The 25,871-nt window shown below is 66.5% G+C and carries 22 protein-coding genes; 12 read left to right on the plus strand and 10 right to left on the minus strand.

Features of this window, described 5'->3' with window-relative positions:
* Positions 1-272 precede the first annotated feature (272 nt).
* Both GEV05_14880 and GEV05_14885 read left to right on the plus strand, forming a co-directional pair.
* Positions 273-1,136 carry an alpha/beta fold hydrolase gene (locus GEV05_14880; protein MPZ44655.1) on the plus strand — a complete coding sequence of 288 codons (864 nt, stop codon included), beginning with the start codon at positions 273-275 and terminating at the stop codon, positions 1,134-1,136.
* A gap of 192 nt (positions 1,137-1,328) precedes the next feature.
* Positions 1,329-2,177: a methyltransferase domain-containing protein gene (locus tag GEV05_14885; GenBank protein MPZ44656.1), complete on the plus strand. Its 849-nt coding sequence runs from the start codon at positions 1,329-1,331 to the stop codon at positions 2,175-2,177.
* A 294-nt stretch (positions 2,178-2,471) separates the two neighbouring features.
* On the opposite strand, the gene GEV05_14890 is transcribed toward GEV05_14885, so the two are convergent.
* The 3 genes from GEV05_14890 to GEV05_14900 form a co-directional block, all read right to left on the minus strand.
* Complete coding sequence (locus GEV05_14890; protein ID MPZ44657.1) at positions 2,472-4,190, minus strand: potassium channel protein; 1,719 nt, start codon at positions 4,188-4,190, stop codon at positions 2,472-2,474.
* A gap of 5 nt (positions 4,191-4,195) precedes the next feature.
* Complete coding sequence (locus GEV05_14895; GenBank protein MPZ44658.1) at positions 4,196-4,579, minus strand: hypothetical protein; 384 nt, start codon at positions 4,577-4,579, stop codon at positions 4,196-4,198.
* Between the two features lie 74 nt (positions 4,580-4,653).
* Positions 4,654-5,484 carry an aldo/keto reductase gene (locus GEV05_14900; protein MPZ44659.1) on the minus strand — a complete coding sequence of 277 codons (831 nt, stop codon included), beginning with the start codon at positions 5,482-5,484 and terminating at the stop codon, positions 4,654-4,656.
* 82 nt (positions 5,485-5,566) lie between these two features.
* Between GEV05_14900 and GEV05_14905 the strand changes: the two genes are divergently transcribed.
* From GEV05_14905 to GEV05_14930, 6 genes are all read left to right on the plus strand, one after another.
* Positions 5,567-6,454, plus strand: coding sequence for a TauD/TfdA family dioxygenase (locus GEV05_14905; protein ID MPZ44660.1), 888 nt, complete (start codon positions 5,567-5,569; stop codon positions 6,452-6,454).
* A gap of 102 nt (positions 6,455-6,556) precedes the next feature.
* Positions 6,557-7,771 carry a mandelate racemase/muconate lactonizing enzyme family protein gene (locus GEV05_14910; protein ID MPZ44661.1) on the plus strand — a complete coding sequence of 405 codons (1,215 nt, stop codon included), beginning with the start codon at positions 6,557-6,559 and terminating at the stop codon, positions 7,769-7,771.
* A gap of 456 nt (positions 7,772-8,227) precedes the next feature.
* Positions 8,228-8,920 (plus strand): proteobacterial dedicated sortase system response regulator, encoded by a 693-nt coding sequence (gene pdsR / locus GEV05_14915; protein ID MPZ44662.1) that lies wholly within the window; start codon positions 8,228-8,230, stop codon positions 8,918-8,920.
* Positions 8,921-9,070: 150 nt separating this feature from the next.
* Positions 9,071-11,257 (plus strand): proteobacterial dedicated sortase system histidine kinase, encoded by a 2,187-nt coding sequence (gene pdsS, locus GEV05_14920; protein MPZ44663.1) that lies wholly within the window; start codon positions 9,071-9,073, stop codon positions 11,255-11,257.
* Between the two features lie 139 nt (positions 11,258-11,396).
* Positions 11,397-11,630 (plus strand): hypothetical protein, encoded by a 234-nt coding sequence (locus GEV05_14925; GenBank protein ID MPZ44664.1) that lies wholly within the window; start codon positions 11,397-11,399, stop codon positions 11,628-11,630.
* Positions 11,620-12,078, plus strand: coding sequence for a PIN domain-containing protein (locus GEV05_14930; GenBank protein MPZ44665.1), 459 nt, complete (start codon positions 11,620-11,622; stop codon positions 12,076-12,078). The genes GEV05_14925 and GEV05_14930 overlap by 11 nt, the downstream gene beginning before the upstream one ends.
* Positions 12,079-12,219: 141 nt before the next feature.
* On the opposite strand, the gene GEV05_14935 is transcribed toward GEV05_14930, so the two are convergent.
* The 5 genes from GEV05_14935 to GEV05_14955 form a co-directional block, all read right to left on the minus strand.
* Positions 12,220-12,918 (minus strand): hypothetical protein, encoded by a 699-nt coding sequence (locus GEV05_14935; protein MPZ44666.1) that lies wholly within the window; start codon positions 12,916-12,918, stop codon positions 12,220-12,222.
* Positions 12,915-13,652: an N-6 DNA methylase gene (locus GEV05_14940; protein MPZ44667.1), complete on the minus strand. Its 738-nt coding sequence runs from the start codon at positions 13,650-13,652 to the stop codon at positions 12,915-12,917. The genes GEV05_14935 and GEV05_14940 overlap by 4 nt, the downstream gene beginning before the upstream one ends.
* 85 nt (positions 13,653-13,737) lie before the next feature.
* Positions 13,738-14,187: a hypothetical protein gene (locus GEV05_14945; protein MPZ44668.1), complete on the minus strand. Its 450-nt coding sequence runs from the start codon at positions 14,185-14,187 to the stop codon at positions 13,738-13,740.
* Positions 14,114-17,812 carry a methionine synthase gene (metH, locus tag GEV05_14950; protein MPZ44669.1) on the minus strand — a complete coding sequence of 1,233 codons (3,699 nt, stop codon included), beginning with the start codon at positions 17,810-17,812 and terminating at the stop codon, positions 14,114-14,116. The genes GEV05_14945 and metH overlap by 74 nt, the downstream gene beginning before the upstream one ends.
* Positions 17,813-17,950: 138 nt before the next feature.
* Positions 17,951-18,433, minus strand: a complete 483-nt coding sequence (locus GEV05_14955; protein ID MPZ44670.1) for a hypothetical protein — start codon at positions 18,431-18,433, stop codon at positions 17,951-17,953.
* 475 nt (positions 18,434-18,908) lie between these two features.
* On the opposite strand from GEV05_14955, the gene GEV05_14960 reads away from it, so the two are divergent.
* Positions 18,909-19,502: a polymer-forming cytoskeletal protein gene (locus GEV05_14960; GenBank protein MPZ44671.1), complete on the plus strand. Its 594-nt coding sequence runs from the start codon at positions 18,909-18,911 to the stop codon at positions 19,500-19,502.
* A gap of 57 nt (positions 19,503-19,559) precedes the next feature.
* On the opposite strand, the gene GEV05_14965 is transcribed toward GEV05_14960, so the two are convergent.
* Complete coding sequence (locus GEV05_14965) at positions 19,560-21,803, minus strand: PAS domain-containing protein (GenBank protein ID MPZ44672.1); 2,244 nt, start codon at positions 21,801-21,803, stop codon at positions 19,560-19,562.
* A 9-nt stretch (positions 21,804-21,812) separates the two neighbouring features.
* Entirely contained in the window at positions 21,813-22,778 is a 966-nt protein-coding gene (locus GEV05_14970) for a tripartite tricarboxylate transporter substrate binding protein (GenBank protein ID MPZ44673.1), read from the minus strand.
* A gap of 248 nt (positions 22,779-23,026) precedes the next feature.
* Between GEV05_14970 and GEV05_14975 the strand changes: the two genes are divergently transcribed.
* From GEV05_14975 to GEV05_14985, 3 genes are read left to right on the plus strand one after another with little or no spacing between them, the layout of a single operon-like run.
* The gene (locus GEV05_14975) at positions 23,027-23,626 is read left to right on the plus strand and encodes a cupin domain-containing protein (protein MPZ44674.1); all 600 of its coding nucleotides are present in this window, start codon (positions 23,027-23,029) and stop codon (positions 23,624-23,626) included.
* A 16-nt stretch (positions 23,627-23,642) separates the two neighbouring features.
* The gene (locus GEV05_14980) at positions 23,643-24,713 is read left to right on the plus strand and encodes a phosphotransferase (protein ID MPZ44675.1); all 1,071 of its coding nucleotides are present in this window, start codon (positions 23,643-23,645) and stop codon (positions 24,711-24,713) included.
* A 21-nt stretch (positions 24,714-24,734) separates the two neighbouring features.
* On the plus strand, positions 24,735-25,691 hold the full coding sequence (locus tag GEV05_14985; protein ID MPZ44676.1) for a hypothetical protein: 957 nt from the start codon (positions 24,735-24,737) through the stop codon (positions 25,689-25,691).
* Positions 25,692-25,871: the final 180 nt, after the last annotated feature.

Consider the following 25,871-nt stretch of genomic DNA (forward strand, 5'->3'; position numbering starts at 1 on the left):
TCGACCAGGGTCGCGATGTGCCGGCTGTCCACCGGCTCGTGCAGGTCGAGCAACTGGTTGCGGCTGCGCAGCCGGTCCAGATAGCCTCGGAAGCCTTCTCGTTCGTACATAGGTCTCTCGCTGCGATACGCCTCCCCGGTCGCGGCGAAGCGGCAGGGGCCATCATCTGTCGCTCAATTTCGGGGGAACGCGCCGAACACGCCGCTGCAGGCGAACGAGCCCGCATTGCCAACGCGCTCCAGGCTGGGCAGTATAGGCGAAACGCTTTCGGCATGCGACGAAGCCAGGGGTGGGGCATGAAAACCGAGTTGATCTCGATCCCGACCGACACGACGCCACTCGATGGCGTGATGTACACGCCGGACTCGACCCCGGTCAGGGGCGCGGCGCTCTACTTCCACGGCAACACGATGAACTTCTACGTCGGCGCGGCGCGTTTTCTCCCGCCCGTGCTAGAGCGCCTGGGACTCGCTTTCGTCGCCTTCAACCGCCGCGGTCACGACATCCTCAGCACCCGTGATAGCCGTATCGCGCAGGGCGGCGCGTTCCAGACCACGGCCGAGGCGATCGAGGACAATCGCATCGCCGCACGCTGGCTGGCCGAGCGCGGCCAGGCGGCCCCGGTCGTCATCGGCCACAGCAACGGCGGCATGCTGGGCACGCGCCACGTGGTCGATCACCCGCAGACCCCTGCCCTGGTCTTGCTGTCGGCGGGGCGCGGCGGCGCGAGGCAGGACACCTCCGGGGGCAGCGAAAATCTGTTCGCAGGCGACCAGCTCGCCGAGCTGACTGCGCGGGCGAAGGAGCTCGTGACGCAGGGGCGCGGGCGCAGCCTCATGTTCATGCCCGGCTGGTGGTACGTGATCAGCGCCGAGAGCTTCCTCGACCGGCTCGCAGCCGTGCCCGACACGATCGCGCTGGCACCCCGGATCACGTGTCCGGTGCTCGCGATCCGCGGCGACAAGGAAGACCGCGACCGCTATCCGGCCGAGGAATTCCAGGCTGCCGCCGGCGGGCCGTGTCGCGTGCGTCTCATCGAGAACTGCGATCACTTCTACAATGGGCGCGAAGCGCACGTGGCGGGCGTCGTCTCGCACTGGTTGGCCGAAACGCTCGGGCTGCCGGCGCCGAGCTAGCCCGGATATCGCTACCCACGCCGGCCCGAATCGGAACCAGTGCTTGCGCAAATGAAGTGATCGAGCGAGTCATCGCCAACTCCGATTTGAACGTCGGCCTGCACGCGCGCGGGCGGCCGGTCGCGTCGGGGTATCATCGGCACGACACGTACGTCCGATCGACTCATTCTTCATTTACGCCAGGAATCGCCCATGACTGCTGCACGGCCCACGACTACTGCTGCAAAGCTGGTGCGTCACATCGCATTCACGCTCCTCGTCGGCGTCACGATCGGCGCCTTTGCGCAGGCCCAGCCCGCCAAGCCCGGCGCCTACGAGCCTCAGGTCGGCCAGGAAGGGAAGGACGTGGTCTGGGTGCCCACACCCCAGGCGCTGGTCGATCGTATGCTCGACATGGCCAAGGTCACGCCGAACGACTATCTGATGGATCTCGGCTCCGGCGACGGACGTACCGTCATCACCGCCGCCAAGCGGGGCGTGCACGCGACCGGCATCGAATACAACCCCGAGATGGTCGAGCTCTCCAAGCGCAACGCCGAGAAGGAAGGCGTGGCCGGCAAGGTCGAATTTCGCAAGGCCGACCTGTTCGAGACGGATTTCTCCGGGGCGAGCGTCATCACGATGTTCCTGCTGCCGGACATCAACCTGCGGCTGCGGCCGACGATTCTCGACATGAAGCCGGGCACACGCGTGGTCTCGAACACCTTCACCATGGGCGAGTGGGAGGCCGACGAGACCAGCACGGTTTCCGAGGCGAGCGGCTACTATCGCACCGCGCTGCTGTGGATCGTGCCGGCCAAGGTGGAAGGCCAGTGGAAGTCCGCACAAGGTGACCTGGAGCTTACGCAGACCTTCCAGAAGATCGGCGGCAACGTCAGGACCTCGAACGGCCCCGTCATGCTCAACGGGCGGCTGCACGGCGATCGGATCAGCTTCACCGCGGGCGGCGCGGAATTCACCGGGCGCGTCGACGGCAACACGATCGAGGGGACGGTCAAATCCGGCGGCTCGACCAGCGCATGGAAAGCGACGCGCGGCTGAGCACGAAGCGCAGGCCCTCCCTCCTCCCCAGCCCTTCTCCCGGAGGGAGAAGGGAGCCTCATCGTTTCAGCCTCGCCGCTTCCCACCGCGATCAATAGGGCTCCTCCCCTACCACGAACCCGCCCGCCTGGCGCGCATACGAAGCTCCCCTCTCCCCTCGGGAGAGGGGTTGGGGGGTGAGGCCGGGAATTCGCGGACCATGGTCCGCGCCGGCCGAACGGCATCGGCCTGCATGCCGATGCGCGCACTGCAAGTGAGGGACGAGCGTGACATGAAAGAAGGAACGCTCGATAGCTAACCGTGACTTTCCGCGGAGCCGCGCGCCCGATCGCGCGCGAGCGCGCGCCAGATCCAACCATCGGGCATTTCGACACCCCGGCACACATAGTCGCAGGCCCTGCTGTTGCGCGCGATCAACGACTGCAGCCGCTGAGCTTCGGCCGTGCCGGCGAACAGCACCGCGTCCAGGCGCGCGAGCGGAAGCTGCTCGTCCGGAAGCACGATGGGCTCACCCGAGCGCAGCACGAGCAACGGAACGCAGTCGAGTGGCCGTTGCCGATCCGACGGGTGCAGGCGCAAGTGCCGCAGCGTCACCGCCTCGCCGCCGGCGAGCGCGCGTGCGAGCGCCGGGCTGTGCGCCGCATCCACGCGCACGGCCCACACCGAGGGCGTAGTGCCTCCCGTCGTCTCTTCCAATCGAGCATTCACGCTGGTTGCCCAGGCCTCGTCCTGGCGCTCGGCAATATGCAGGAACCGGGCAAGCAGGGGCGTGGAGATCAGCGCAACGCACTCGTCGGCGATGATCTCCGCGGACACCATGGTGATCCCGGCGCCGAATGCGCGGTACAGCGCCCGATTCGCCTGCAGGTTCTGCCGTATGACGACGAAGATGCGCGGATTCTCGGCACGCGCCGTCATGGCGATCGAGAGGTTGGCGATGTCGTCGTCGGTGCCGGCCACGATCCCGACCGCGTCGGCAACGCCCGCCTCGGTCAGCGTGCGCGCATCCGTGCCAAGTCCTTGCAGGAAACCATGCTGGCGTTCCGGAAACGGCGGATCCGGATCGATGATGGTCGAGCTCAGCCCCTCGCGCATGAACGATTCGACCACCTCGCGGCCGAAGCGCCCATAGCCGCACACGATCCAGCGACCGTGCGGAGGCGGGCTCTCGGTCGCCAACGCTTCTCCCGGCAAGCCGGTCAGCCTCTGGATCAAAACATGTAGTGCGGGCGCGTGCAGCGCATCCCACAGATATTCCCCGAACAGGCGAAACGGGTTGATGATGTGGTCGGTGCCGAACGACGCCATGTTGGCCTCGATCTCGGGCTGGGTCGCGCGACAAAGCACCGGGATGGCGGGGTTGAGCAGCTTGACCGTGATGGCAACCGCCAGATTGGCCGACTCGTCGTTCGTCAGCGCCAATACGCCTTGGCAGAAGGGCAACGCCACCCCGGCCGCCAATAGATTCTCAGGCAGCTTCGCATCGGCGGTCAGTGCCGCGGCATCGCCGCGATACGGATGCAGCTCCAGCTCGTTCACCCGCGACGAGTCGATGTCGAGCACGACGAAGCGGATGGCCATGGCATCGAGGGTGCGGCACACCAGGGTGCCCGTTTCGCCGTAACCGCACACGACATAGTAGGGATCGCTCAGGCGCCGCACCCGCCGGCGGAAGGCGCTGGTGGTCACGGCGACCCTGAAGGCGCTGTCGCGCGTGAGCGCAAGCAGCGTGGTCAACGTGTACGCCCAGCCGATCACCGAGAGATAGATCACGACGACGACCCACAACCGCTGCGCGTCGGTAAACGCGCCCGGCATCTCGCCGAAGCCGATCGTGCTCGCGGTGTAGGTGAGGAAGTAGAACGCGTGAAAAAAGCTCATCGGGCGCGCGCGGCCCGCTTCGTCCACGCCCGGGATCAGCACCAGCCCGGTAATGCCGAGCGCGTAGACGCCAATCAGGATCAGCAGAGGGGCGCGCAGCTTGCGCAGGGTAAGAAAGACGACGCTGTTCACGCCAGCTAACGCCGCAGCATGACGGTCTCCGCCACCATCAGCGCCACCGAAACCACGTTCGCGAACAACGCACCCGCCGACAACGACACGATGGCCGCCATCCGGGACGGGTCGATCGCCTGCCCGCCGCGGTACACGGCGAAGAACCAGACCAGTGCGGCGGCCGTGAGCTGCAGCACCGCCACCAGGCTGGTCGATAGATGAACCGCGCCGACCTGGGTGCGGTCGCCGAGCTTGAGCACCGTGGCCACCAGGTTGACGATCACCGCAGCGAACAGCTCCCAGATGTCATGATGCGCCGGATCGTCGATGTCACCGTACACGAATCCGAAGTTGAGCGTGGCCGCGAGCAGGATGACGAAGGCAAAAATGACTTTTTCGAGGTTCATGAAGATCCTGACGAAGTGGATGCAGCGATCGTGCCGTGCGCATGCCTGGATGCAGATGGCCGCGCCCGGCGAGTTTATCGGACGCGCGTCGGATCCCAGGACGTGCGGTAGCCCTCGTCCAGCGCGTCGAGCTTCTTCATGTCGTCCGCGTCGAGCCCGAAATCGTACAAAGCCGCGTTCTCGGCGATGCGCTCCAGGCGCGCCGATTTCGGGATCGCGATCACGCCGTGCTGCAACGCCCAGCGCAGCAGCACTTGCGCGCCTGTCTTGCCATGACGCTTGCCGATTGCCGTGATCGCCGGATGATCGAGCTTGTCGCCGTGCGTGAGCGGGCAGTAGGCCGTGAGCGTGATGCCCTTGGCGGTGCAGTACTCGAGCAGCTTGCGCTGGTACAGGAAGGGGTTGAACTCGACCTGGTTGTTGGACGGCACCACGTCGGAGTCCCGCAACAACTCTTCCAGGTGCGCGATCGTGTAATTGCTTACCCCGATCGATCGTGCGCGCCCATGCTGATTCAATGCCACCAGCGCGCGCCACGAGTCAGCGCGCTTGCCGGGCTCGGGCCAGTGGATGAGATACAGGTCGACATAGTCCAGGCCGAGCCGATTCAGGCTCCGGTCGAATGCCTTCAGGGCCGACTTGTAGCCCTGGTCGGAATTCCACAGCTTGGTCGTGACGAAGATCTCGCCGCGCGAGAGTCCCGACTCGCGCACCGCCCGGCCCACATCCTCCTCGTTACCGTAGAGCGCCGCTGTATCGATGTGCCGGTAGCCGAGCTCCAGCGCATGCGCCACCGCCCGGCGGCAGCTGCCGCCGGGCGGCACCTGGTAGGTTCCGTAACCGAACAACGGAATCGTGTGGCCGTCGTTCATTCGCAGCTTGGTGCCGATCGTGACCTCGGGCATGGCGTCTCCGGATGAAGGGGTGAGGCGGGCCGCAGCACAGTACAATTGTAGGCTCACACACCGCCAGCGAGCAGGAGGCCACATGTCCGACACCGCAGCCACCGTTGCTACCTCCGCAACCTTCGAAGTCGTGCCGAGCGGCGGCCCGTTGGGTGCCGACATCATCGGCATCGATCTCTCCGGGACACTGAGCGACGAGACCTTCCAGCGCATTCACGACGCCTGGATGCGCCACCAGGTGCTGCGCTTTCGCGGCCAGCATCTCACCAAGGACGATCTGCTGCAGTTCAGCCGCCGCTTCGGCGAGCTCGACAAGGCGCCGATCAACACCAAGGGCACGCCCTGGATCGAGGGCTATCCCGACATGACCGTGATGTCCAACATCAAGGTCGACGGCGAATCCATCGGCAGCCTGGGCTACGGCGAAGCGGTCTGGCACACCGACATGTCGTACCAGGACATCACGCCCACCGGCGCGCTGCTGTACGGGATCGAGGTGACCAAGGCGGGCGGCGAGACCGGGTTCCTCAGCACCTACCAGGTCTACGAGACGATGCCGGATGATTTGCGCGCCGCGATCGACGGCAAGCTCATCAAGCACGATGCGAGCTACAACTCGGCCGGCGAGCTGCGCAAAGGCTTCAAGCCGGTCACGAATCCGGCCGAGGCGCCGGGCGCGATCCATCCCGCCGTCATCCGCCATCCCGTCACCGGCCGCAAGGCGCTGTTCCTCGGCCGCCGTCCCAACGGCTACATCATGGGCATGCCGCTGGCCGAAAGCGAGGCGCTGCTCGATCGCCTGTGGGCGCATGCGACCCAGCCGCAACTCGCGTGGTACCAGGTGTGGCAGGTCGGCGACCTGATGATGTGGGACAACCGCTGCACCATGCACCGGCGCAACGCGTTCGATCCGAACGAACGGCGTTACATGCTGCGTACGCAGATCAAGGGTTCGCGGCCGAGCGCTTGAGGTCACGCTCCCTCACCCCCAACCCCTCTCCCGAAGGGAGAGGGGAGCGAAGTGCGGAAAGCGGCTCGTCAGCATCTTTCCGGATCATGCAGAGGAGGAGCGATGAAGATCAGCAACGTCGAAGCATTGATCGTAGGCGCCGGCTGGCGGCCATGGATCTACGTCAAGGTCGAAACCGACGAAGGCATCACCGGCTGGGGAGAATGCTCGGACCCGCGCACGCCCAAAGGCATCGCGGCCACCGTGGCGGATCTGAGGAGCGCGCTGCTCGGTCAGGACCCGCGGGCGTTCGAAGCGCGCTTCGCCGACATGTCGCGGCTCACGCGCTCCAGCCCCGGCGGCATCGCGGCCAAGGCGATGGCCGGCATCGAATGCGCGCTGCTCGACATCAAGGCAAAAGCGCTCGGCGTCTCGGTCGCCGAATTGTTCGGCGGACCCTTGCGCGACCAGGTACGGCTGTACTGGTCGCATTGCGGCTCGACCCGCGTGCGCTATTCCAAGTTGCTCGGTACCCCGCCGATCGAGACCTGGGCGGACATCAGCGCGCTCGGCAAGGAGGTCGTCGCCCGCGGCTTCACCGCGCTCAAGACCAATATCGTGCTGCCCGGCAAGGGCGGCACCTGGTACAGCGGCTTCGACGGCACCATGGGACCGAACGACGAATGGGCGCCGAACTGGCTCGTGGCCCACACCGAGAAGCTGATCGGCACCTTCCGCGACGCGGTCGGCCCGGACTTCGACATCAACCTGGATCTCAACTTCCACTTCAAGCCCGAGGCGTGCATGCGCATCGCCAAGGCCTTGGAGCCGTACAACCTGCACTGGCTGGAAGTCGACTGCCACGACCCGGACGCGGTGCTGCAGATCAAGCAATCGACCTCGACCCGCATCTGCACCGGCGAGACGCTGATCCACATGGAGCAGTACCTGCCCTACTTCGAGCGCCACGCCGCCGATGTGTTCATGATCGACGTGCCATGGAACGGCTTCGCCCAAGGCAAGAAAGTCGGCAACCTGGCCGAGACGTTCAAGTTGAACGTCGCGCCCCACAACTACTACAGCCACCTGTCGAGCTTCATCAGCGCGCAACTGTGCGCCGTGCTGCCGAACGTGCGCATCATGGAGATCGACATCGACGACGTGCCGTGGAAGGACGAGCTGCTCACCGCCACGCCCGAGATCGATGCCGGCTACATGACCATCCCGCAAGGCCCGGGCTGGGGCGCGGACGTGATCGAAGAGGTCGCCCGCGCGCATCCCTGGGATCCGGACAAGGCGGGTGCAGCGAAATCGGTGCCCCCGCCGCGCAGCTACTGACCCGCGCCGCCGGCCATCATGAGGATCACCGGCGCCCAGCCCAGGCGGGAGTCTAGGCGAGGAGCAAGACGGTGAGCATCATGCCGGCCCCGACGGCCACACCGATCGTGAGCGCCGCGCCCACCAGCGTGGCGAGGTCGCGAACGATCTGGACGGGGCTGCGGGAACCGAGGCGGCGGGAGCGAGTGTCGGGATGTGCGGCGAGCGGCATGAGTTCTACCTCGTTGCAATGTTCGGGCGCACCGATCGGAGCCGAGACTCCGAACCCGTACCGGATCCAACTGCACGAGGAGCTGCGGCGCGCCAGGGTATTAAGCGCGCCATGTCGGGCTCGGGCTTGCCCGCAATCGGGCGCGAGCGCGATCAATTGTGGCAACAACATGACTTTGCAGTCGGCCCCGATTGCACACGGCGCACCCGATGTAGTATTGCCATCGAACGCTCCGGGAACCGCTTATGAGCCGCCTGATCGCGATCGTCGAGGACGATCTGTCCATCCGTGAGAACTACGCCGACGCGCTGCGCAAGCAGGGCTACCAGGTCACGGGCTATGCCGATCGCAACGAGGCGATGCGCGCTTTCCAGACCCGCCTGCCGAATCTCGCCATCATCGACATCGGCCTCGCGGACGAGATCGACGGCGGCTTCGAGCTGTGCCGGGCGTTGCGAGGCATGTCCGCCACGATCCCCATCATCTTCCTCACCGCGCGCGACAGCGACATCGACACGGTGTCGGGGCTGCGCATGGGTGCGGACGATTACCTCACCAAGGACATCAGCCTGCCGCACCTGTCGGCGCGCATCGCGGCGCTGTTCCGGCGTCTGGATGCCGCGCAGACGCCCGCGGCAGCCGACGACATCCTGGAACGCGGCAAGCTGGTGGTCGACTTGAACCGCATGCGCGTGACCTGGGCCGATGCGCCGGTCGACCTCACGGTCACGGAGCTATGGATCGTACACGCGCTCGCGCGTCATACGGGGCACGTCAAGCACCGCGAGCAGCTCATGCGCGACGCACGCATGGTGGTCGACGACACCACCGTGACCTCCCACATCAAGCGCATCCGGCGCAAGTTCATCGAAGTCGACTCCGGCTTCGACTGCATCGAAACCGTCTACGGCATGGGGTATCGCTGGAAGTCGGAATGAGCGCCTACCCAGGAACCTGCCCGCCTGGCGGGCACACGACGCTCCCCTCTCCCTCCGGGAGAGGGGCTGGGGGTGAGGGAAGAGACGCCATGCGAGGTTTCTGGGTGCAAGTCGCGTTGTTGCATCGTGGCGTCTCTCCCGCCGTGCGCCATGAGCCTTCTCGGCAAGCTCCATAGTCGCGTGCGGCTGAGCATCCGCTCGAAGATGCTCCTGGTGTCGTGCGTGCTGCTCGCAATTCCGTGGATCGCCTATCGCTACGCGGGAGAGCTCGAGCGCATCCTGCGCGAGAACCAGGAAACCGCGGTGCTCAACACCGCCCGCGCCATCGCGACCGCGCTGAACGACCGCCCGAGCCTGTTCATCGCCACCCGGCACGAAGCCGCGCTCGACGGCCCGAACGCGATCATCGCCTACAAGCTGCCACGTCCGATCGCGCTCGACGGCCGCCTCGACGACTGGTTCTCGCAAGGCGCCGAGCTGCGAGCGCTCGGGCGCGAGCACGTGATCGAGCAGGCCCTGGACGCCGAGGTGGCGCCGATCACGCTGTGGCACGCATCGGGAGTCTTCGACACCGACCTGTACGCGGCCTTCGAGATCATCGACGAGCGTCTGGTCTACCGCGCAGCCACGCATGCTCGCGTGGATGCCGCGGACCATATCCGTATCGGCATTCACACGCCGTGGGGCGAGCTGCGCCGTTACATCGTTTCCACCGAGGCGCCCGGACCGGTGACGGCGTTCCAGGTGCCCACCGATGTCACCGGCGTCGCGAGCGCCCAGCTCGAACCGCGCATCCAGGGCTTCTGGCAGCAGACGAACCGGGGATTCAACCTGGAGCTGCGGCTGCCGCGGGCGCTGGTCGGTGCGCGCCTGGGCTTCGCGTTCGCCGATGTCGACGATCCCGATTCCCGCACGATCCGCTCCATCGTCGGCTCGATCGGTCCGGAAGGAAGCGAAAGCCTGGGGACGGCCACCGTGCCTCCGCCGGAAGCCGCGCAGATCGTGCGCTCGCTCGCGCGCCCCGGAACCCGGGTCTGGATCATCGCCGCCGATCGCCGCCTCGTGACCCGCAGCGGCAGCCTGCGCGCTGCCAACGCCGAGCGTCCGGACGCGGCCGAAGAGCATTCCCAAGGCTTCATTGCGCGTGTCGAAGCGCTGCTGCGGCCGCTGTACCGGCTCGTCATACCGCCCGCGCCGACGCTCGCCGTCGAGCCGGAGCCGTATGCGCCGCTGTATTTCGGAAGCGAAGCCGAGGCAGCCCTTTCCGGGCGCGTGGTGAGCGGCAGGCGGCCGCTGCAAGGCACGCCGATCGAGGTGCTCGCCTCGGCGCACCCGGTGTGGGCGGACGAGCGGGTGATCGGCGCGATCGTGGTGGAGGAGACGACCGAGGGCGTGCTCGCCGTGCGCCAGCGCCTGATCGAGCGGCTGCTCTCGCTCGCGCTCGGCGCGTTCTTCGTGGTCGGGGTCGCGCTGTTCGGGTTCGCGACGCACCTGGTCATCCGCATCCGGCGCCTGCGCGACGAGGCCGAGCAGGCGATCGATTCGGCCGGGCGGCTGCGCACGGTGACGGCGAGCTCGGCCGCAGCCGACGAGATCGGCGATCTGTCGCGCAGCTTCTCCAGCGCGCTCGATCGGCTCGCGCAGTACACGCAGTACCTGGAGAGCCTGGCGACGCGGCTGTCGCACGAGCTCAGAACGCCGATCGCGGTGGTGCGCTCGTCGTTCGACAACCTGAAGCTGCAGACGCTGCCCCCGGAGGCCGACGTCTATGTGGCGCGCGCCGAGCAAGGACTGGCGCGCCTTGCGACCATCATCACGCGCATGACCGAGGCGACCCGGCTCGAGCGCATGCTGCGCGATGCCGAGCGCGAGCGCTTCGACGTGCGCGCGGTGGTGAGCGGCTGCGTCGAGGGTTATCGCGTCGCCTATCCGACCAGGCGCTTCGATCTCTCGGTGCCCGAGGCGCCCCTGTTCGTAAGCGGCGTGCCCGATCTGATCGCGCAAATGCTCGACAAGCTGGTCGCCAACGCGGTGGATTTCGCGCGCGAGGGCAGCGCCATCGGCGTGGAGCTGCGCGCCGCAGCGCACGAGGTGACGGTCACGGTGCGCAACGAAGGCCCGCTGCTTTCTCCGCAGATCAAGCAGCGGCTGTTCCGCTCGATGACCTCGGTGCGCCCGCAAGCCCCGGGGGAGGAGCCGCATCTCGGGCTCGGTCTCTACATCGTGCAGCTGATCGCGGATTTCCACCATGCCAAGGTCGTCGCGCGCGATCGCACCGACGTCGAAGGCGTCGAAGTGCAGGTCCAGCTGCCGCGGCTGGTGAGCGATCCGGGCTGAACCTGCTCCTCGAATGCATGCGTCGCCACCCACTCGGGCGCAAGCGGGGTCCAAGTTGGATCGAGCCTACAAGCGCCATGGCGCTGATGTGCACGTAAAGTTGTGCTGCACGCAGACATCGTGCTAATCTGGCCTCGTCATGAAAACCAATGTCACGCTTAAGCTGGATGCCGATCTCCTCCGTGAGGCGCGTGTCGTGGCGGCCGAGGAGGGGCGGTCGATCAGCGCCCTTCTGACCGACCGCCTCGAAGCAATCGTGCGGGAACGAAAGGCCTTCGATAAGGCTCGCCGCCGCGCGCTCGCCAGGCTTCGCGAAGGTCTTGATCTCCAGTGGACACCGCCCAAGTCGCGCGACGAGCTCCATGAGCGATAGGTACTTCGTCGATACGAATATCCTCATATATGCGCACGACGCGGCCGCGGGCGCGAAGCACGAGTGCGCCAAAGCGCTTATAGAGGAACTGTGGGAAACGAGGGCGGGTGTCGTCAGCACTCAAGTCCTGCAGGAGCTAGCCGTCAACCTGCGGCGCAAGGCGAAGAAACCTCTGAACGCGAAGGCCACCCGTGACGTCGTCTCCGACTACCTTGCTTGGCAGGTCGTCGTGAACGCGGGCGACTCGATTCTGGAGGCGCTTGACCTTGAAGCACGATATCGAGTGTCGTTTTGGGACGCCCTGATCATCCAAGCGGCCCATGCTGCGGGTGTTGAAATTCTCTACTCCGAAGACCTGTCGGACGGGCAACGTTACGGCGGTGTGAGAGTAAGGAATCCGTTCGGTACGTTAGACCCAACTCGGCCGGCGGGGGACGCTCCACTGTGACTCTGGTTAGCATGAGCCACAACGCACTTTACATGCGTGCTGCGCCGGCTGGCGGCCCATTGCCAATCGATTCGGCTCAGCCTGCGCCGTGAAGCGAGAGCTTCGTTGCATCGCTTGCCCTGGATTCCGCATTTCACGGAATTACAGCGGCATGAGCTCACCGCGGTAAGCCCGGTCGCGCAAGACACCGATCAGCGCATCGAGCCGAGCGCGTGAAGCGATCATCGTGGCCTCGAGCGCCTCGGCTGCGATGCACCGTTGCGCGAACGCCGGTTCCTGCCATGCGCTCTGCAGCGCATCCAGGGCAGACAACGCGCGCCGGCGCTTTGCGCGCAGCGCATCGGCCAGGTCGAGCAGCCGCGCGATCGCATGCTGCTGCGGTTGCGGCGGCACCGGCAGCGTGATGGCGCGCAGGCGCGCCGAGGCCGCATTCGCCTGCCGGGTTCCCGCCACCGCCTGCAGGAAGCGCAGGTGGAATTCGTTGCTCACCAGCAGATGGCGCAGGTAGCCCGGATCGTGCGCATTCGAGCGGACAACGAGCCATTCGCCCGAGGCGAGCGGCGTGCGGCCGGCCTCGTCGACAACGACCCAGGCACGGCGCGGCTCTGTGCTCGCCCGGGACAGGAGCACGTCACCGGGCCGAACGATTACCGGCTTGCCGTGCACGCTGGATCCATCGAGGAGCTCGGGACGGCTGCGAGCGAAGCCGGCCATGCTGTACAACGCGACCGGCTGGCGGTCAAGCTCCGAGCGATCGAAGTGTTGCAGGGAATGGACGAGAAGCTCGCCCAGTGCGACCCATCCAGGCGCGGAGGGCGGCACCGATGCTGCTGCGCTCACTTCAGCATTCCGACCAGGTCGCGAATGCCTTGCAGGATTTCGGCTTCCAGCCCGGCGATCTCGTGCAGGATCTCGTGCGCCTGTGGCTGCGGCGCATCGGCCGGACGCGCCGAGCGATAGCGATTCGGATCGAACGCATATTGCGGCGGCCGAATGTCCTCGCGACGCACGAAGAAGCTTGTAACGCTGCCCGGCGCATCGCGCTGCGCGGGCCAGCGGGCGAGCAGCTCGGGGATATCGCGTGCGGCGTCGAGCTGGTGAAAGCCGACGCGCTCGGTGACGCCGCCCCGGGTCGCGATCAGTATTGCGGCGCGCGTACGCGGCCTGAAGAGTCCCGCGCGCATCCGGATCACTGCCTGCAGGGCGTTCTCTTCGACCAGCCGCCGGCGCAGCGCATGGTGCGCTTGCGTATCACCGTCGAGCATGCTTTCGGGCACGATCAGCGCCAACCGGCCGCCTACCTTCAGTGCCAGCAGCGCCCAGGCGATCGCGAGCAGCTCGGCTCGACGCGAGCGAGCCAGCGCGCGCACCTCGGCGCTTGCGCCGTTCGACTCGATGGTTCCGCCGAACGGTACCGAGCCGATGACGGCCGTATATTGTGTCGCTGGCACAGGGCGCCCGAGATCGATGGCCGAAGCATCCGCGATCGGGCCCGCATCGTCCGCAGCGGCGAGCACCGCGAGCAAGCGACGCACGGCCGGTGGCTCGGGACGCATGCGGGTAGCGGATTGCATGATGCGCGCAGTATAGCGGCTGGACGCGCCACCCCGGCCCGTTCACGGCAGCCGCAACGAACCGTGTCGTCGACTCATTCGGTCTCTACCCGGCCGGCTTGTGGCCAGACAAGGCATACCAATCGAGCCGGCGGGTCGTCAGCATGAACGCTGCGAGCGCCGCAAACAGCAGCAGTGCGCCCATCAGCAGCGCATAGTCCTCCGAGCCGAGCACCATGTAGAGCGCGCCGTAGAGCCCGCCCAGCAGGCCGGTGAGCGAAGCGGCACGGGCGCGCGTGCCGAGCACGTAGCGGACATACAAACCGACCAAGGCAATGCAGGCGCCGGCGGCGATCAGGTAAGCGAGGCCGAAACCGATATGCTCGGCAAACGCCAGCAACAGGACGAAGAAGGCGACCAGCGCAAACCCGACCAGCGCGTATTGCACTTCGAGCCAACGCGCGGGCTCGCAGGGCGGGCCGTCAGCGCTCGTAAGCAAGATTGGCGGCGAGCCAGCGCTCGACGTCGGGCACGGGCATGCTCGTGCGCGCTGCATAGTCCTCGATCTGATCCTTGCCCACCTTGCCGACCGCGAAGTAGGTCGACTCCGGGTGGGAAAGGTAGAAGCCGCTCACGGCCGCAGCCGGCCACATGGCGAAGGACTCGGTGAGCGTGATGCCGACGCGCGGCGCATCGAGCAGTTCGAACAGCGGCCCCTTCTCGGTGTGATCGGGGCAGGCCGGGTAGCCGGGCGCGGGCCGGATGCCGCGATAGCGCTCGCGAACGAGATCATCGCTGGACAGCGCTTCGTCGGATGCGTACCCCCACAGCGCCTTGCGCACGCGCTCGTGCAGCGCCTCGGCGAACGCTTCGGCCAGGCGGTCCGCGAGCGACTTCAGCATGATCGCGTTGTAGTCGTCGTGCGCCTGTTCGAAGGCGCGCACGCGCTCTTCGATGCCGATTCCCGCCGTGACGGCGAAGGCGCCGACGTAGTCGCGAATGCCGCTGGCGCGCGGCGCGACGAAGTCGCCCAGGCACCAGTTCACCCGGTCGGGCGCCTTGACCGTTTGCTGGCGCAGGTTGTGCCACACCATCAGGGTCCGATCGCGCTGCTCGTCGGCATAGATCGCGACGTCGTCGCCGCCGTTGATGCTGTTCGCCGGATGGAGCGCAACGACGCCGTTGGCGGTGAGCCAGCGTTCCTTCACGATCCGCTCGAGCATCGCCTGCGCGTCGGCCAGGACGGCGCGCGCCTGCTCGCCGACGACCGGATCCTCCAGGATCTTCGGATAGGGACCCGAAAGCTCCCAGGTCTGGAAGAACGGCCCCCAGTCGATGTAGCGGATGAGATCGCGCAGATCGTAGTCCGTGAATTCGCGGCGGCCGATGAAGGCCGGCTTCGACGGCGCGTAACTCTGCCAGTCGGCCTTGAAGCCGTGCGCACGCGCATCGGCGAGGCTGTGCATCGGACCGGGGCCTTGCTTGGCCGCATGCTGCGCGCGGATGCGCTCGTAGTCGGTCTTGACCTCGGCGAGATAGCCCGCGCGCAAGTCCCGCGACAACAGGTTCGAGGCCACCCCTACGCTGCGCGAGGCGTCCGGGACCCATACCACCGGCCCGTGATAGTTCGGCGCGATCTTCACCGCCGTATGCACGCGCGAGGTGGTGGCGCCCCCGATCAGCAGCGGCAGCTCGAAGCCCTCGCGCTCCATCTCGCGCGCGACGTGCGCCATTTCCTCGAGCGAGGGCGTGATGAGACCCGACAGGCCCACGATGTCGCACTTTTCCTCGCGCGCGACCGCGAGGATCTTCTGCGCGGGCACCATGACGCCCAGGTTGATCACCTCGTAGTTGTTGCACTGGAGAACGACGCCGACGATGTTCTTGCCGATGTCGTGCACGTCGCCCTTGACCGTGGCGACCACCATCTTGCCCTTCGGTTTGCTGTCGCCCGACTTGGCCTTCTCCGCCTGCAGATAGGGCTCCAGGTACGCGACCGCCTGCTTCATCACGCGCGCCGACTTCACCACCTGCGGCAGGAACATCTTGCCCGCCCCGAACAGATCCCCGACCACGTTCATGCCGTCCATGAGCGGGCCTTCGATCACCTTCAGCGGACTGCCGAGCTTGACGCGGATCTCCTCGGTGTCCTCGACGATGTGCGTGGTGATTCCGTGCACCAGCGCATGCGTGAGGCGCTCCTCGACCGAGCCGCCGCGCCACGCCAGCTCCTGGGCTTCGGTCTTCTTCTCGCCCTTGAGCGTCGCGGCGAACGCGACCATGCGCTCGGCCGCGTCGGGGCGGCGGTTGAAGAGAATATCCTCGGCGTTTTCCAACAGCTCCTTCGGAATGTCGTCGTACACGCCGATCTGCCCGGCGTTGACGATGCCCATGGTCATGCCGGCCTTGATGGCGTGATACAGGAAGGCGGTGTGGATCGCCTCGCGCACCGGGTCGTTGCCGCGAAACGAGAAGGAGACGTTCGAGACGCCGCCGCTCACCTTCGCGTACGGCAGCCTCTCGCGGATGATGCGGGTCGCCTCGATGTAATCCTTGGCGTAGTTGGCGTGCTCCTCGATCCCGGTCGCGATGGCGAAGATGTTCGGATCGAAAACGATGTCCTCGGGATCGAATCCGACCTCGTCGACCAGGATGCGGTACGAGCGCGTGCAGATATCGATCCGGCGCTCCAGCGTGTCGGCCTGCCCTTGCTCGTCGAACGCCATCACGATCACCGCCGCACCGTACTTGCGGGCGAGATTCGCCTGGCGCACGAACTCGTCCTTGCCCTCCTTCATGCTGATCGAGTTGACGATGCCCTTGCCCTGGACGCACTTCAGCCCCGCTTCGATCACGCTCCACTTGGACGAATCGATCACGATCGGGACCTTGGAGATGTCCGGCTCGGAGGCGATCAGGTTGAGGAACGTCGTCATGGCCTGGACCGAATCCAGCATGGCCTCGTCCATGTTGATGTCGATCATCTGCGCGCCGTTCTCCACCTGCTGGCGCGCGATGGTGAGGCCCTCGGCGTAGTTGCCGGCGAGGACGAGTCGCGCGAAGGCCTTCGAGCCGGTGACGTTGGTGCGCTCGCCGATGTTGGCGAAGAGCGAGTCGTCGCCGATGTTGAACGGCTCCAGGCCCGACAGGCGGAGCTTCGGCGGCATGGCCGCGGGCTTGCGTGCCGGAAACTCGCGCACGACCTGGCCGATCGCCTTGATGTGCGCCGGCGTCGTGCCGCAGCACCCGCCGACCAGGTTCAGGAAACCGGAAGCGGCGAAATCCTTCAGGAACCCGGCCGTGTCGGCCGGCAGCTCGTCGTAGCCGGTCGGTGCGAGCGGATTCGGCAGGCCCGCATTCGGATAGGCATGCACGAACGTCCCCGAGATCTGCGCCAGCTCCTCGATGTACGGGCGCATCAGCTTCGCGCCCAGCGCGCAGTTGAGCCCGATCGACAACGGCCGCGCGTGCCGCACCGAGTTCCAGAACGCCTCCGGTGTTTGCCCGGTGAGTGTGCGCCCCGACTGGTCGGTGATCGTGCCCGAGATGATCACCGGCACGCGATAGCCGAGGCGCTCGAACAGCGTCTCGACGGCAAACACCGCGGCCTTTGCGTTCAACGTATCGAAAATGGTTTCGATCAACAGCAGATCGGCGCCGCCTTCGAGCAGCGCCTGCGCAGCGACGCCGTAGGTCTCCGCGAGCTGGTCGAAGGTGATGTTGCGAAAGGCCGGATCGTTCACATCCGGCGAGATGGTCGCGGTGCGGTTGGTGGGGCCCAGCACGCCGGCCACGTAGCGCGGGCGCTTCGAATCGCGCCGCTCGAATTCATCCGCGACCTCGCGTGCGATGCGCGCCGCGCTGCGATTCAGATCCTCGACCAGGTCTTCCATCTTGTAGTCGGCCATCGAGGGCGCGTTCGAATTGAACGTGTTGGTCTCGATCATGTCCGCGCCCGCGTCGAGATAGGCGGCATGGATCTCGCGAATGATGCGCGGCTGGGTCAGGGTGAGCAGATCGTTGTTGCCCTTGACCTCATGGCCGTGGTGAGCGAACCGCTCGCCGCGATAGTCCGCCTCCGACAGCTGGTAGGACTGGATCATGGTGCCCATGGCGCCATCGAGCAGCAGGATGCGGCGCTCGAACAATTCGGGCAGCAGGTCGACGCGGGAAGGGCTCATCTAGGACAAAAAAGGAGCTTCAGCCGAACAGCGGATGTTAGCACGTGCGTGCTTGCCTTCGTCGCGGAACAAGCCTTTGTTTTTGCCGCGCTTTGCGTCGGCTCCGACATCCCGATCCGGTGCGCGTCTGGCTTCGCTTCAGTCCGACTGCGCCTGCCAAAGGAAGCCGGGACGATCGCCGCGTTGCACCGAAGGCAATACGAGGTAAGTGACGCTCGCGCGTCTCGAGTCCACGACGCGGCGTAACAGGCGCATCCCGAGCGCGCGCTGCCAGTCATCGATCGCGCGCCCGACGAACCGATACCACATCCGGGCGTGCAGGCGTGTGCCGACACGCCAACGGCGCAGGAAGCGCCAACCTGCCGGCGCATCCCAGAACAGGACGTGGACGTTTTCGTCTGGCACACTCGCGAGGGCGTGCTCGAGAGCCGATCGATGCTCGGAGGAGGTCACCACCCAGACCTGGAAGCCGGTGTGCGCCAGCTCCAACGCCCACCGCCAGCACCGGTCTGTTTCGCTGGCCTCGCCCGGGCGGCATGCGTACGCGCAAACGACGGCGATGATCGACTCGGTATGGCGTGCAACCGAGCGCGGGGAGACGAGTGGATGAACAGAGCCCATGAATTCCTCTGCGGCGAGATCGTTACCGGCCGCGCCAGCGTCGGCTGGGCCCGACATACGCTAAAGCGCAGTCGAGGGCAACCAAGTCGTTGCATCGACGCATCAATTGCAGTGCGTGCGCACCGAGCTACGATTTTCGCCGGCGCACGGCGTCTCTCCGCAGCGACAAACCGTGCTGCGACCTGTCCGCGACGCCGCGCCGGTGCACACTGTCGCGTTGGTATAGATATCGCTTTGAGCCTGCGCCATCGCGGGGCACCTCACACTCGCGGTCGCTGCAACGCGCAGTGTGGTTCGCCCAAAACGAAGAACGCTGCCAAGAAATAAATTACCAGGAGGCTTTTTGATGCTCGACACTTTCCGCAAACGCGACAACATGCGTCCGCCAACGCCGAATCAACCCGGTTCGCGCACGCCAGCCAACCCGGGCGTGCACGCGCCGAGCCCGGCGGGGACCGTCCGCACGGACAACAGCATGCCGGTCAAGCCGGTGCTGCTCGACCCGCCGGCGCCCACGTCCAGCCCGCAAGCCGCCACGCCTTCGCCCGCGCCCACACCTTCGCCTGCGCCCATGACGACGCCCGAGCCCGTGACGGCGCCGGCGCCCGCGTCGGCAACCGAAACGACCGAGGCCGCACCGGCCAGCAGCGCGCGTCTGATCGTCGGTCCGGGCATTCGGCTCAAGGGGGCCGACATCACCGATTGCGACACGATCATCGTCGAGGGTGAGGTCGATGCCAGCATGGACAGCCGCGTGGTCGAGATTGCCGAGCAGGGCGTGTTTCGCGGCAAGGTGGAAGTCGACATCGCAGAAATCCGCGGCCGCTTCGAAGGGGAGCTGATCGCGCACAAGCGACTTGTCGTCCACGAAACCGGCCGCGCTGCCGGCAAGATCCGCTACGGCAAGATCAGCGTCAAGGAAGGCGGGGAGGTGTCGGGCGATATCGCCGCCACGGACGGCACGGACGCGCAGCGCGCGAGCGCCTCGACGCGTTCGCTGGAGCTGCGTACGCGCGATGCGACTAGCGGGTCCAGCCCGAGCCCCGCGCCGGGCAGCGTTTCGACATAGCCGGCGCGCCGGTGCGATGCACGCCGGTAGATCTGCGCGGCGAAACACCGCGCAGATCTACGCCGACTGCGGTCCCAGCGTGAAATAGAAGGTCGCGCCGGCGCCTTCCACCGATTCGGCCCAGATGCGCCCACCGTGACGGGTGACGATCTGCTGCACGCTCGCGAGCCCCACGCCGCTGCCTTCGAAGCGGCTGTGATCGTGCAGGCGCTGGAACATGCCGAACAGCTTGTCGGCATAGCGCATGTCGAAGCCGGCGCCGTTGTCGCGCACGTAGTAGATCGCTTCCAGCGCGTCGGGCATGCGCCCGATCTCGATGCGGGCGGGATCGCGCCCGCGGCTGAACTTGATCGCATTCGAAAGCAGATTGGCCACCGCGATTCGAATGAGCGCGGGATCGGCGCGCACGTCGCCCAGCTCGCGGCGCTCGACTTCCACCCGGCGGCCATCGATCTCGTTCTGCATCCAGCCGAGCGCGTCTTCCACCACGTCGTCCAGGCGTATCAGGGCCGGCTGCAACGGCTGGCGCGAGAGCTGACCGAAGCCCAGCAAGGCGTCGATCAGCGTGCCCATGCGTTCGGCATTGACGCCGATGCGGTCGAGCAGATCGGTCGCCTGCCCGGGCATTTCGCCCGCCAGGTCGTGCACGAGGATGCGGGCGTAGCCGCTGATCGCCCGCAACGGAGCGCGCAGGTCGTGCGCAATCGAGTACGAGAGCGTTTCGGCCTGCCGATGCGCCGCAGCCAGCTGGCTGGTGCGTTCGGTGACGCGCACTTCCAGCTCGTCGTATGCCGCCTGCAACGCCTCGCGGGCGCGCTGGCGTTCGGTGACGTCGATCGAGAGCACGCAGAAGCCTTCCACGCTCGAATCGGGTCCGAACGACGGCGTGAGATGGATCTCGAACTGCGCACGCGAGCCATCGCGCGCCTCCAGCGTGCGTTCGTAGGCCACGGTTTCGCCGGCCAGTGCACGGCGCGTGTTCGGTTCCAGCACCTGCGACCAGTACGGCTCGCCCCACAGCTCGCGCATGCTCATGCCCACGATCGCCTCGCGCGCTCGTCCATGGCGCTCGGCTCCGCGGCGATTCATCCAGCGGTAGATGCCGTCGGCGCCGACATAGGCGAGCGCGACCGGGATGGTATCGGTGACGCCTTCGAGCAGGTCACGGTAGTGCCGCAGCTCGGTCTCGGCTTCGCGCAACGCCGTGACTTCGAGCGCCACCGTTCCGACCGCGGCCGCCGCCCCATCGGGCCCGATGATGGGAAAGCGGGTGGTGACGAAATGGCGCGGCCCGCCCAGCGTCGGCGTTTCTTCCTCGTAGACCACGGGCCGGCGCGTGCGCACGACGCGCATGACGGCTTCCAGCGAGCGAGCGCCGTAGTCGCCGGGATAGAGATCGGCGGAGCTCTTGCCGAGGATCTGCTTGGGCGTCACCCCGAACAGCTCGCGGTAGCGCCGGTTGATCATGAGATAGCGGCCGTCGGGGCCGCGCAGGTTGAGCAGCAAGGGCGAGTGATCGAAGAACGCGCGCAGGCGGCGCTCGCCGGTACGAAGCTGCGTATCGGCCCGGTCCCGATCGATCGCCATGCCGAGGATGTTGGCGGCCGATGCCAGCACGCTGGCGTCGTCCTCGCTGAAGCGCCGCCGGCGCGCGGAGTAGACGCCGACGATGCCGATCGCTCCGTCACGAGTGCGGATCACCGCGCTCATGCCGCTCACCACCGAGTGCTGCTGCAGCAGCTGCGGCGCTTCGAAGCGCGGATCGCGCGCCATGTCGGTCACGATCACCGGCCGTTCCGCCGCGAGCGTGTAGCGCGCATGGGCATGCGCTTCGAGGGCGACGGCGTACTGCCCGACGATGCCGGGCTTCCAGCCGATACCGACCGGCATCGCCAGCGCCGTGCCGTCTTGCTGAATTTCGAGAACCTGCGCGAGCTCGACTTCGAGCACCTCGGCGAGCGCGCGCACGGCCGTATCCATGAGCGATGCCGGGGCGAGCCCGGCCAGGGCGCGCTCGCCCAGCGCGGCTATGGCGGCATGCTGGCGCGCGCGCCATTTGAGCCGCGAGGTGGTGCCGGCGCTCGCAGCGCGCACGAACGCCGCTCGAGTCGAACGCACCCGCCGGCTGTTGTTGGCTGCTTTGGCGCGGCCAGCCCGTCCCGAGCCCACGCGACGCCGGGCCATTGCTGCCTCCCTTGGATAGTGCGCGCGGCGCCAAGGTAAACGAGCGCCGGCGAGCCTGTCATATATTGCGCCGGGATAGTAATCGAGCATGCGCCCGCATGCCAAGCATGCGGGCATGCCGGCGTGCTACTTCAGCTTGAGATTCGCGCCCTTCACGACCTTGCCCCACTTCTCGGTCTCGGCCTTGAGGAAGGCGCCGAATTTCGCCGGATCCATCAGCATCGGTTCGGCGCCCTGGGAGAGCAGGAAATCGCGCATCTCCGGGGTCTGCACGACCTTCACGACGTCGGCATGAACGCGCTCGACGAATGCCTTGGGCGTACCGGCGGGCGCCATGATGCCGAACCAGGAGGCGACGTTGAAGCCGGCAAGTCCCTGCGAGGCGACCGTCGGCACGTCGGGCATGACGGGCGAAGGTTTCAGGGTCGCCATTCCGATTGCACGCAGCCTGCCCGACTTGATCTGGGGGCCGGCGGCGATCAGGCCCGTGCAATACGCCTGCGTCTGACCGCCGATCGTATCCATCATTGCCGGTGCGCCGCCCTTGTAGGGGATGTGCCGGATATCGATCTTCGCCATCGACTTGAACAGTTCCCAGCACAGGTGCGGGGTGCCGGCGTTGCCGGAGGAGGCGAACAGCAGATCCCCCGGGCGCGACTTGGCAAGCGCGATGAACTCTTGCACGTTCTTGGCCGGCAGCGAGGGATGGATCACGAGTATGTACGGAATGTTCGCCACCATCACGACCGGCGTGAGGTCCTTCTGGCTGTCGTAGTTCAGCTTGAACACGTTCGGCGCGATCGCTTGCGGTCCGTTGGTGCCCACGAGGAGCGTATAGCCGTCGGGCGCCGCCTTGGAGACGTATTCGGAGCCGACATTGCCGCCCATGCCGGGACGGTTTTCCACGATGACCTGCTCGCCCAGCAAGGGGCTCAACTTCTGCGCGAGAAAGCGTCCGATAATGTCGTTGCTGCTCGAGCCTGCCGGGTACGGAACCACCAATCGTACCGGCTTGACCGGATAGTCCTGCGCCAAGGCCGATCCCGCCAACGCTACACATGCCAACAGACAGACGCGCACATCGAATCGCATGCCACTTTCTCCTTAGTCGTGAATTCCTCTAGTGTGGTGAATCGTAGATTCGTTGTAATTCGTCATTCCCGCGCAAGCGGGAATCCAGAACGAAACTCCGCCTGGACCCCCGCGTTCGCGGGGGTGACGAACTTCTGACTCAGGACACTAGTGACCCGCAATGATAGACGGGTTGCACGAGGGTGCGAACGCGGGTGCGAACGCCTGTCCATCCTCGTGCGGGATGGCGCGCGGGAAGCTCTTGCGGCATGATGGCGGCGCATGAACGGAGGACTGCAATGAGCGCAACGGACCCGACCCCTGCCGAGATGAGCGCGCGCGTGGCGCGATTCAGCGAGCTCAAGCCTTACAAGGAAACCTTGAACGCGGCGCACGGCATTGCGCCCGAGGCCATGCAGATGATGTCCTCGGACAAGGTCTATCCCATCATGTCGCCCGAGGGCTGGACCGGGCGGAGCCATATCGCGCCGGTCAAGGGTGCGCCCGGGTTGACCATCACACTGGCCGAATGTCCGCCGGGCGATTCGGCCGGCTTGCACAAGCACACCGATTCGGTCGAGAACTTCTTCTGCGTCGAAGGGCGCTTCGAGATCGCATGGGGAACCCAGGGCGAGCATCGCATCGAGCTCGGGCCGCTCGATTTCGTCTCCATCCCCAAAGGCGTCTACCGCGATTTCCGCAATATCGGGGAGGTCATGGGACGGCTGCTGGTGGCGATCCAGACCCCGCCCGGCGACACCAAGGATACGGTCGTCCATGCGCCCGAGGTCGGGCAGGAGATCGCGCGCCGCTTCGGCCACGAGACGCTCGACGCAATGGCGGCGCTCGGCGTGCGTTTCGGCGAATGATCGCTTGCAGGGCGAGATGACCGACGCCTTCGAGGAGTTCCGCGGCACGATGCCGGTGCAGGATCGCCTGCGCTTCGATGTCGAGCGCCTGGCGAAGTATCTGGCGGGGAAGATCCCTGCGTTCGCTGCGCTGCGAGTAAGTCAGTTCAAGGGCGGACAATCGAACCCGACCTATCTGGTCGAGGCGGGTAGCCGCCGCTATGTGCTGCGACGCAAGCCGCCCGGGAAGCTGCTGCCTTCGGCGCACGCGGTGGAGCGCGAGTATCGCGTCATGACCGCGCTCGCGTCGACCGAAGTGCCGGTTCCGCGCACCTGGTGCGTGTGCGAAGACCCGGAAGTCATCGGCACCGCCTTCTTCGTCATGGACCATGTCGACGGCGACGTTTACTGGGATCCGACGCTGCCGACACTGAGTCCGCCGCAGCGGCGCGCGCTCTGGCTCGAGATCAATCGCGTCATCGGTGAATTGCACCGGGTCGACTACCGGGCCGTGGGGCTCGACGACTACGGCCGCCCGGGCAATTACATCCAGCGCCAGATCGAGCGCTGGACGCGGCAGTACCGCAGCTCCGAGACCGAGCGCATCGAAGCAATGGACAATCTAATCGAGTGGCTGCCGAAGAACATTCCGCCGGGCGAAGAGACAACCATCGTGCACGGCGACTATCGCATCGACAATCTCATCTTCGATCGCGCCACGGCGCGGGTGCTGGCCGTGCTCGACTGGGAGCTCTCCACGCTCGGCCATCCGCTGGCCGATTTCGCCTATCACCTGATGGCCTGGCGCCTGAGCCCGGGCCAGTTTCGTGGCATGCACGGCACCGATCTAGCCGCGCTGGGCATCCCCGAGGAGGCCGAATACATCGCACTGTACTGCGAGCGCACCGGGCGCGCCGGCATCGGCAACGTGGACTTCTACGTCGCCTACAACATGTTCCGGCTGGCAGCGATCCTGCAAGGCATCGCCAAGCGCGCGATCGACGGCACGGCCTCGAATGCGCGTGCGGTCGAAACCGGCAAGCGCGCGCGACCGACCGCCGAAGCGGGCTGGGCGCTTGCCGAACGCATCCTGCGGCTGGGTGGGTGACGATGCTCACCGCCCTTGCGCATGCGAGCGGAAACTACGGCATACGGTGAAACGATCATGACCAAGCTTTGGTGCCCGGAGCGCGAAATCGAACTCATCGCCGGCACGCCGCCCGGCGGCGGCCAGGATCGCCCGGCGCGCGCGCTGATCGGCATTCTCGACCGGCTGCGCGTGCTCGATCGGCCGGTACAGGTTCTCAACATGCCGGGCAAGGGCGGCGGCGCGGCGTGGGATTACATCCACGCCCATCCGGGCGATCCCCATCGGTTGGCAATCAATTCCCCGCCGCTTGTCACCAACCGCATTGTCGGGGTGAGCGATTACGATCATGCCGATCTCACGCCCATCGCAATGCTCTACACCGAGTACGTCGCGTTCGTCGTGCCGGCCGACTCGCCGCTGCAATCGGCAACTGCGCTGCGTGACCGTCTGGGCACCGATCCGGCGAGCATAACGGTATCGCTCGCGACCGCACTCGGCACCAGCAACCACATCGCGCTCGCCGCCATCGCGCGCCAGGCTGGCGGTGACCCGCGCGCGCTTCGCATCCGCGTGTTCGACTCGGCGCGCTACGCGGTGGCCGACGTGCTCGATGGCAACGCGCAGGTGGCTGCGGTCACGGCGGTATCCGCAGTGCCCGAGCTCGCCGAAGGGCGTCTGCGTGCGCTAGCGGTGACAGCGCCCGAGCGCCTCGCCGGTATCTTTGCCGAAGCTCCGACCTGGGCGGAGGTCGGGATCGATTGCGTGATCGGTACGTGGCGCGGCGTGATCGCGCCGGCCGGGATCACGGCCGAGCAATGCGCGTTCTGGGAGTCCATACTGCGACAGGCAACGCGCGATCCGGGCTGGCATGCCGAGCTCGCGCGCCAGTACTGGATCGATCTCTTCCTCGGCGCGACCGACACACGTGCGTTTCTCGATGAGGAGCGCGCTCGGCTCGAGGACGCGCTGGAACGATTGCGCGTCGACAACGTGTAGCTTTCCCCTCCTCTCATGAGGAGGGGTGGCGCGCAGCGCCGGGGTGGTGTGGTTCGGCGTCGTGCCAGCACCACCCCGTCCGCGACACAGTCGCGTCCCGCCCCTCCTTGACAAGGAGGGGAAGTCGCTGGCTGGTGCTTTCCCTTCCTCCCGCGAGTACGGTTGCGCGTCGACAAGGTG

This window comes from Betaproteobacteria bacterium (genome assembly GCA_009377585.1).
Taxonomy (GTDB): domain Bacteria; phylum Pseudomonadota; class Gammaproteobacteria; order Burkholderiales; family WYBJ01; genus WYBJ01.

Coding starts and splice junctions, on each gene's coding strand:
- GEV05_14885 (MPZ44656.1), top strand. CDS start 1,329: ATGACTGCTGCACGGCCCACGACTACTGCTGCAAAGCTGGTGCGTCAC.
- GEV05_14970 (MPZ44673.1), bottom strand. CDS start 22,778: ATGCGATTCGATGTGCGCGTCTGTCTGTTGGCATGTGTAGCGTTGGCG.
- GEV05_14910 (MPZ44661.1), top strand. CDS start 6,557: ATGAAGATCAGCAACGTCGAAGCATTGATCGTAGGCGCCGGCTGGCGG.
- GEV05_14985 (MPZ44676.1), top strand. CDS start 24,735: ATGCGAGCGGAAACTACGGCATACGGTGAAACGATCATGACCAAGCTT.
- GEV05_14975 (MPZ44674.1), top strand. CDS start 23,027: ATGATGGCGGCGCATGAACGGAGGACTGCAATGAGCGCAACGGACCCG.
- GEV05_14930 (MPZ44665.1), top strand. CDS start 11,620: ATGAGCGATAGGTACTTCGTCGATACGAATATCCTCATATATGCGCAC.
- GEV05_14925 (MPZ44664.1), top strand. CDS start 11,397: ATGAAAACCAATGTCACGCTTAAGCTGGATGCCGATCTCCTCCGTGAG.
- metH (MPZ44669.1), bottom strand. CDS start 17,812: ATGAGCCCTTCCCGCGTCGACCTGCTGCCCGAATTGTTCGAGCGCCGC.
- GEV05_14940 (MPZ44667.1), bottom strand. CDS start 13,652: ATGCAATCCGCTACCCGCATGCGTCCCGAGCCACCGGCCGTGCGTCGC.
- GEV05_14980 (MPZ44675.1), top strand. CDS start 23,643: ATGACCGACGCCTTCGAGGAGTTCCGCGGCACGATGCCGGTGCAGGAT.
- GEV05_14955 (MPZ44670.1), bottom strand. CDS start 18,433: ATGGGCTCTGTTCATCCACTCGTCTCCCCGCGCTCGGTTGCACGCCAT.
- GEV05_14900 (MPZ44659.1), bottom strand. CDS start 5,484: ATGCCCGAGGTCACGATCGGCACCAAGCTGCGAATGAACGACGGCCAC.
- GEV05_14965 (MPZ44672.1), bottom strand. CDS start 21,803: ATGCCCGCATGCTTGGCATGCGGGCGCATGCTCGATTACTATCCCGGC.
- GEV05_14945 (MPZ44668.1), bottom strand. CDS start 14,187: ATGCAGCGCGCACGAGCATGCCCGTGCCCGACGTCGAGCGCTGGCTCG.
- GEV05_14880 (MPZ44655.1), top strand. CDS start 273: ATGCGACGAAGCCAGGGGTGGGGCATGAAAACCGAGTTGATCTCGATC.
- GEV05_14960 (MPZ44671.1), top strand. CDS start 18,909: ATGCCGGTCAAGCCGGTGCTGCTCGACCCGCCGGCGCCCACGTCCAGC.
- GEV05_14905 (MPZ44660.1), top strand. CDS start 5,567: ATGTCCGACACCGCAGCCACCGTTGCTACCTCCGCAACCTTCGAAGTC.
- GEV05_14895 (MPZ44658.1), bottom strand. CDS start 4,579: ATGAACCTCGAAAAAGTCATTTTTGCCTTCGTCATCCTGCTCGCGGCC.
- pdsS (MPZ44663.1), top strand. CDS start 9,071: ATGAGCCTTCTCGGCAAGCTCCATAGTCGCGTGCGGCTGAGCATCCGC.
- pdsR (MPZ44662.1), top strand. CDS start 8,228: ATGAGCCGCCTGATCGCGATCGTCGAGGACGATCTGTCCATCCGTGAG.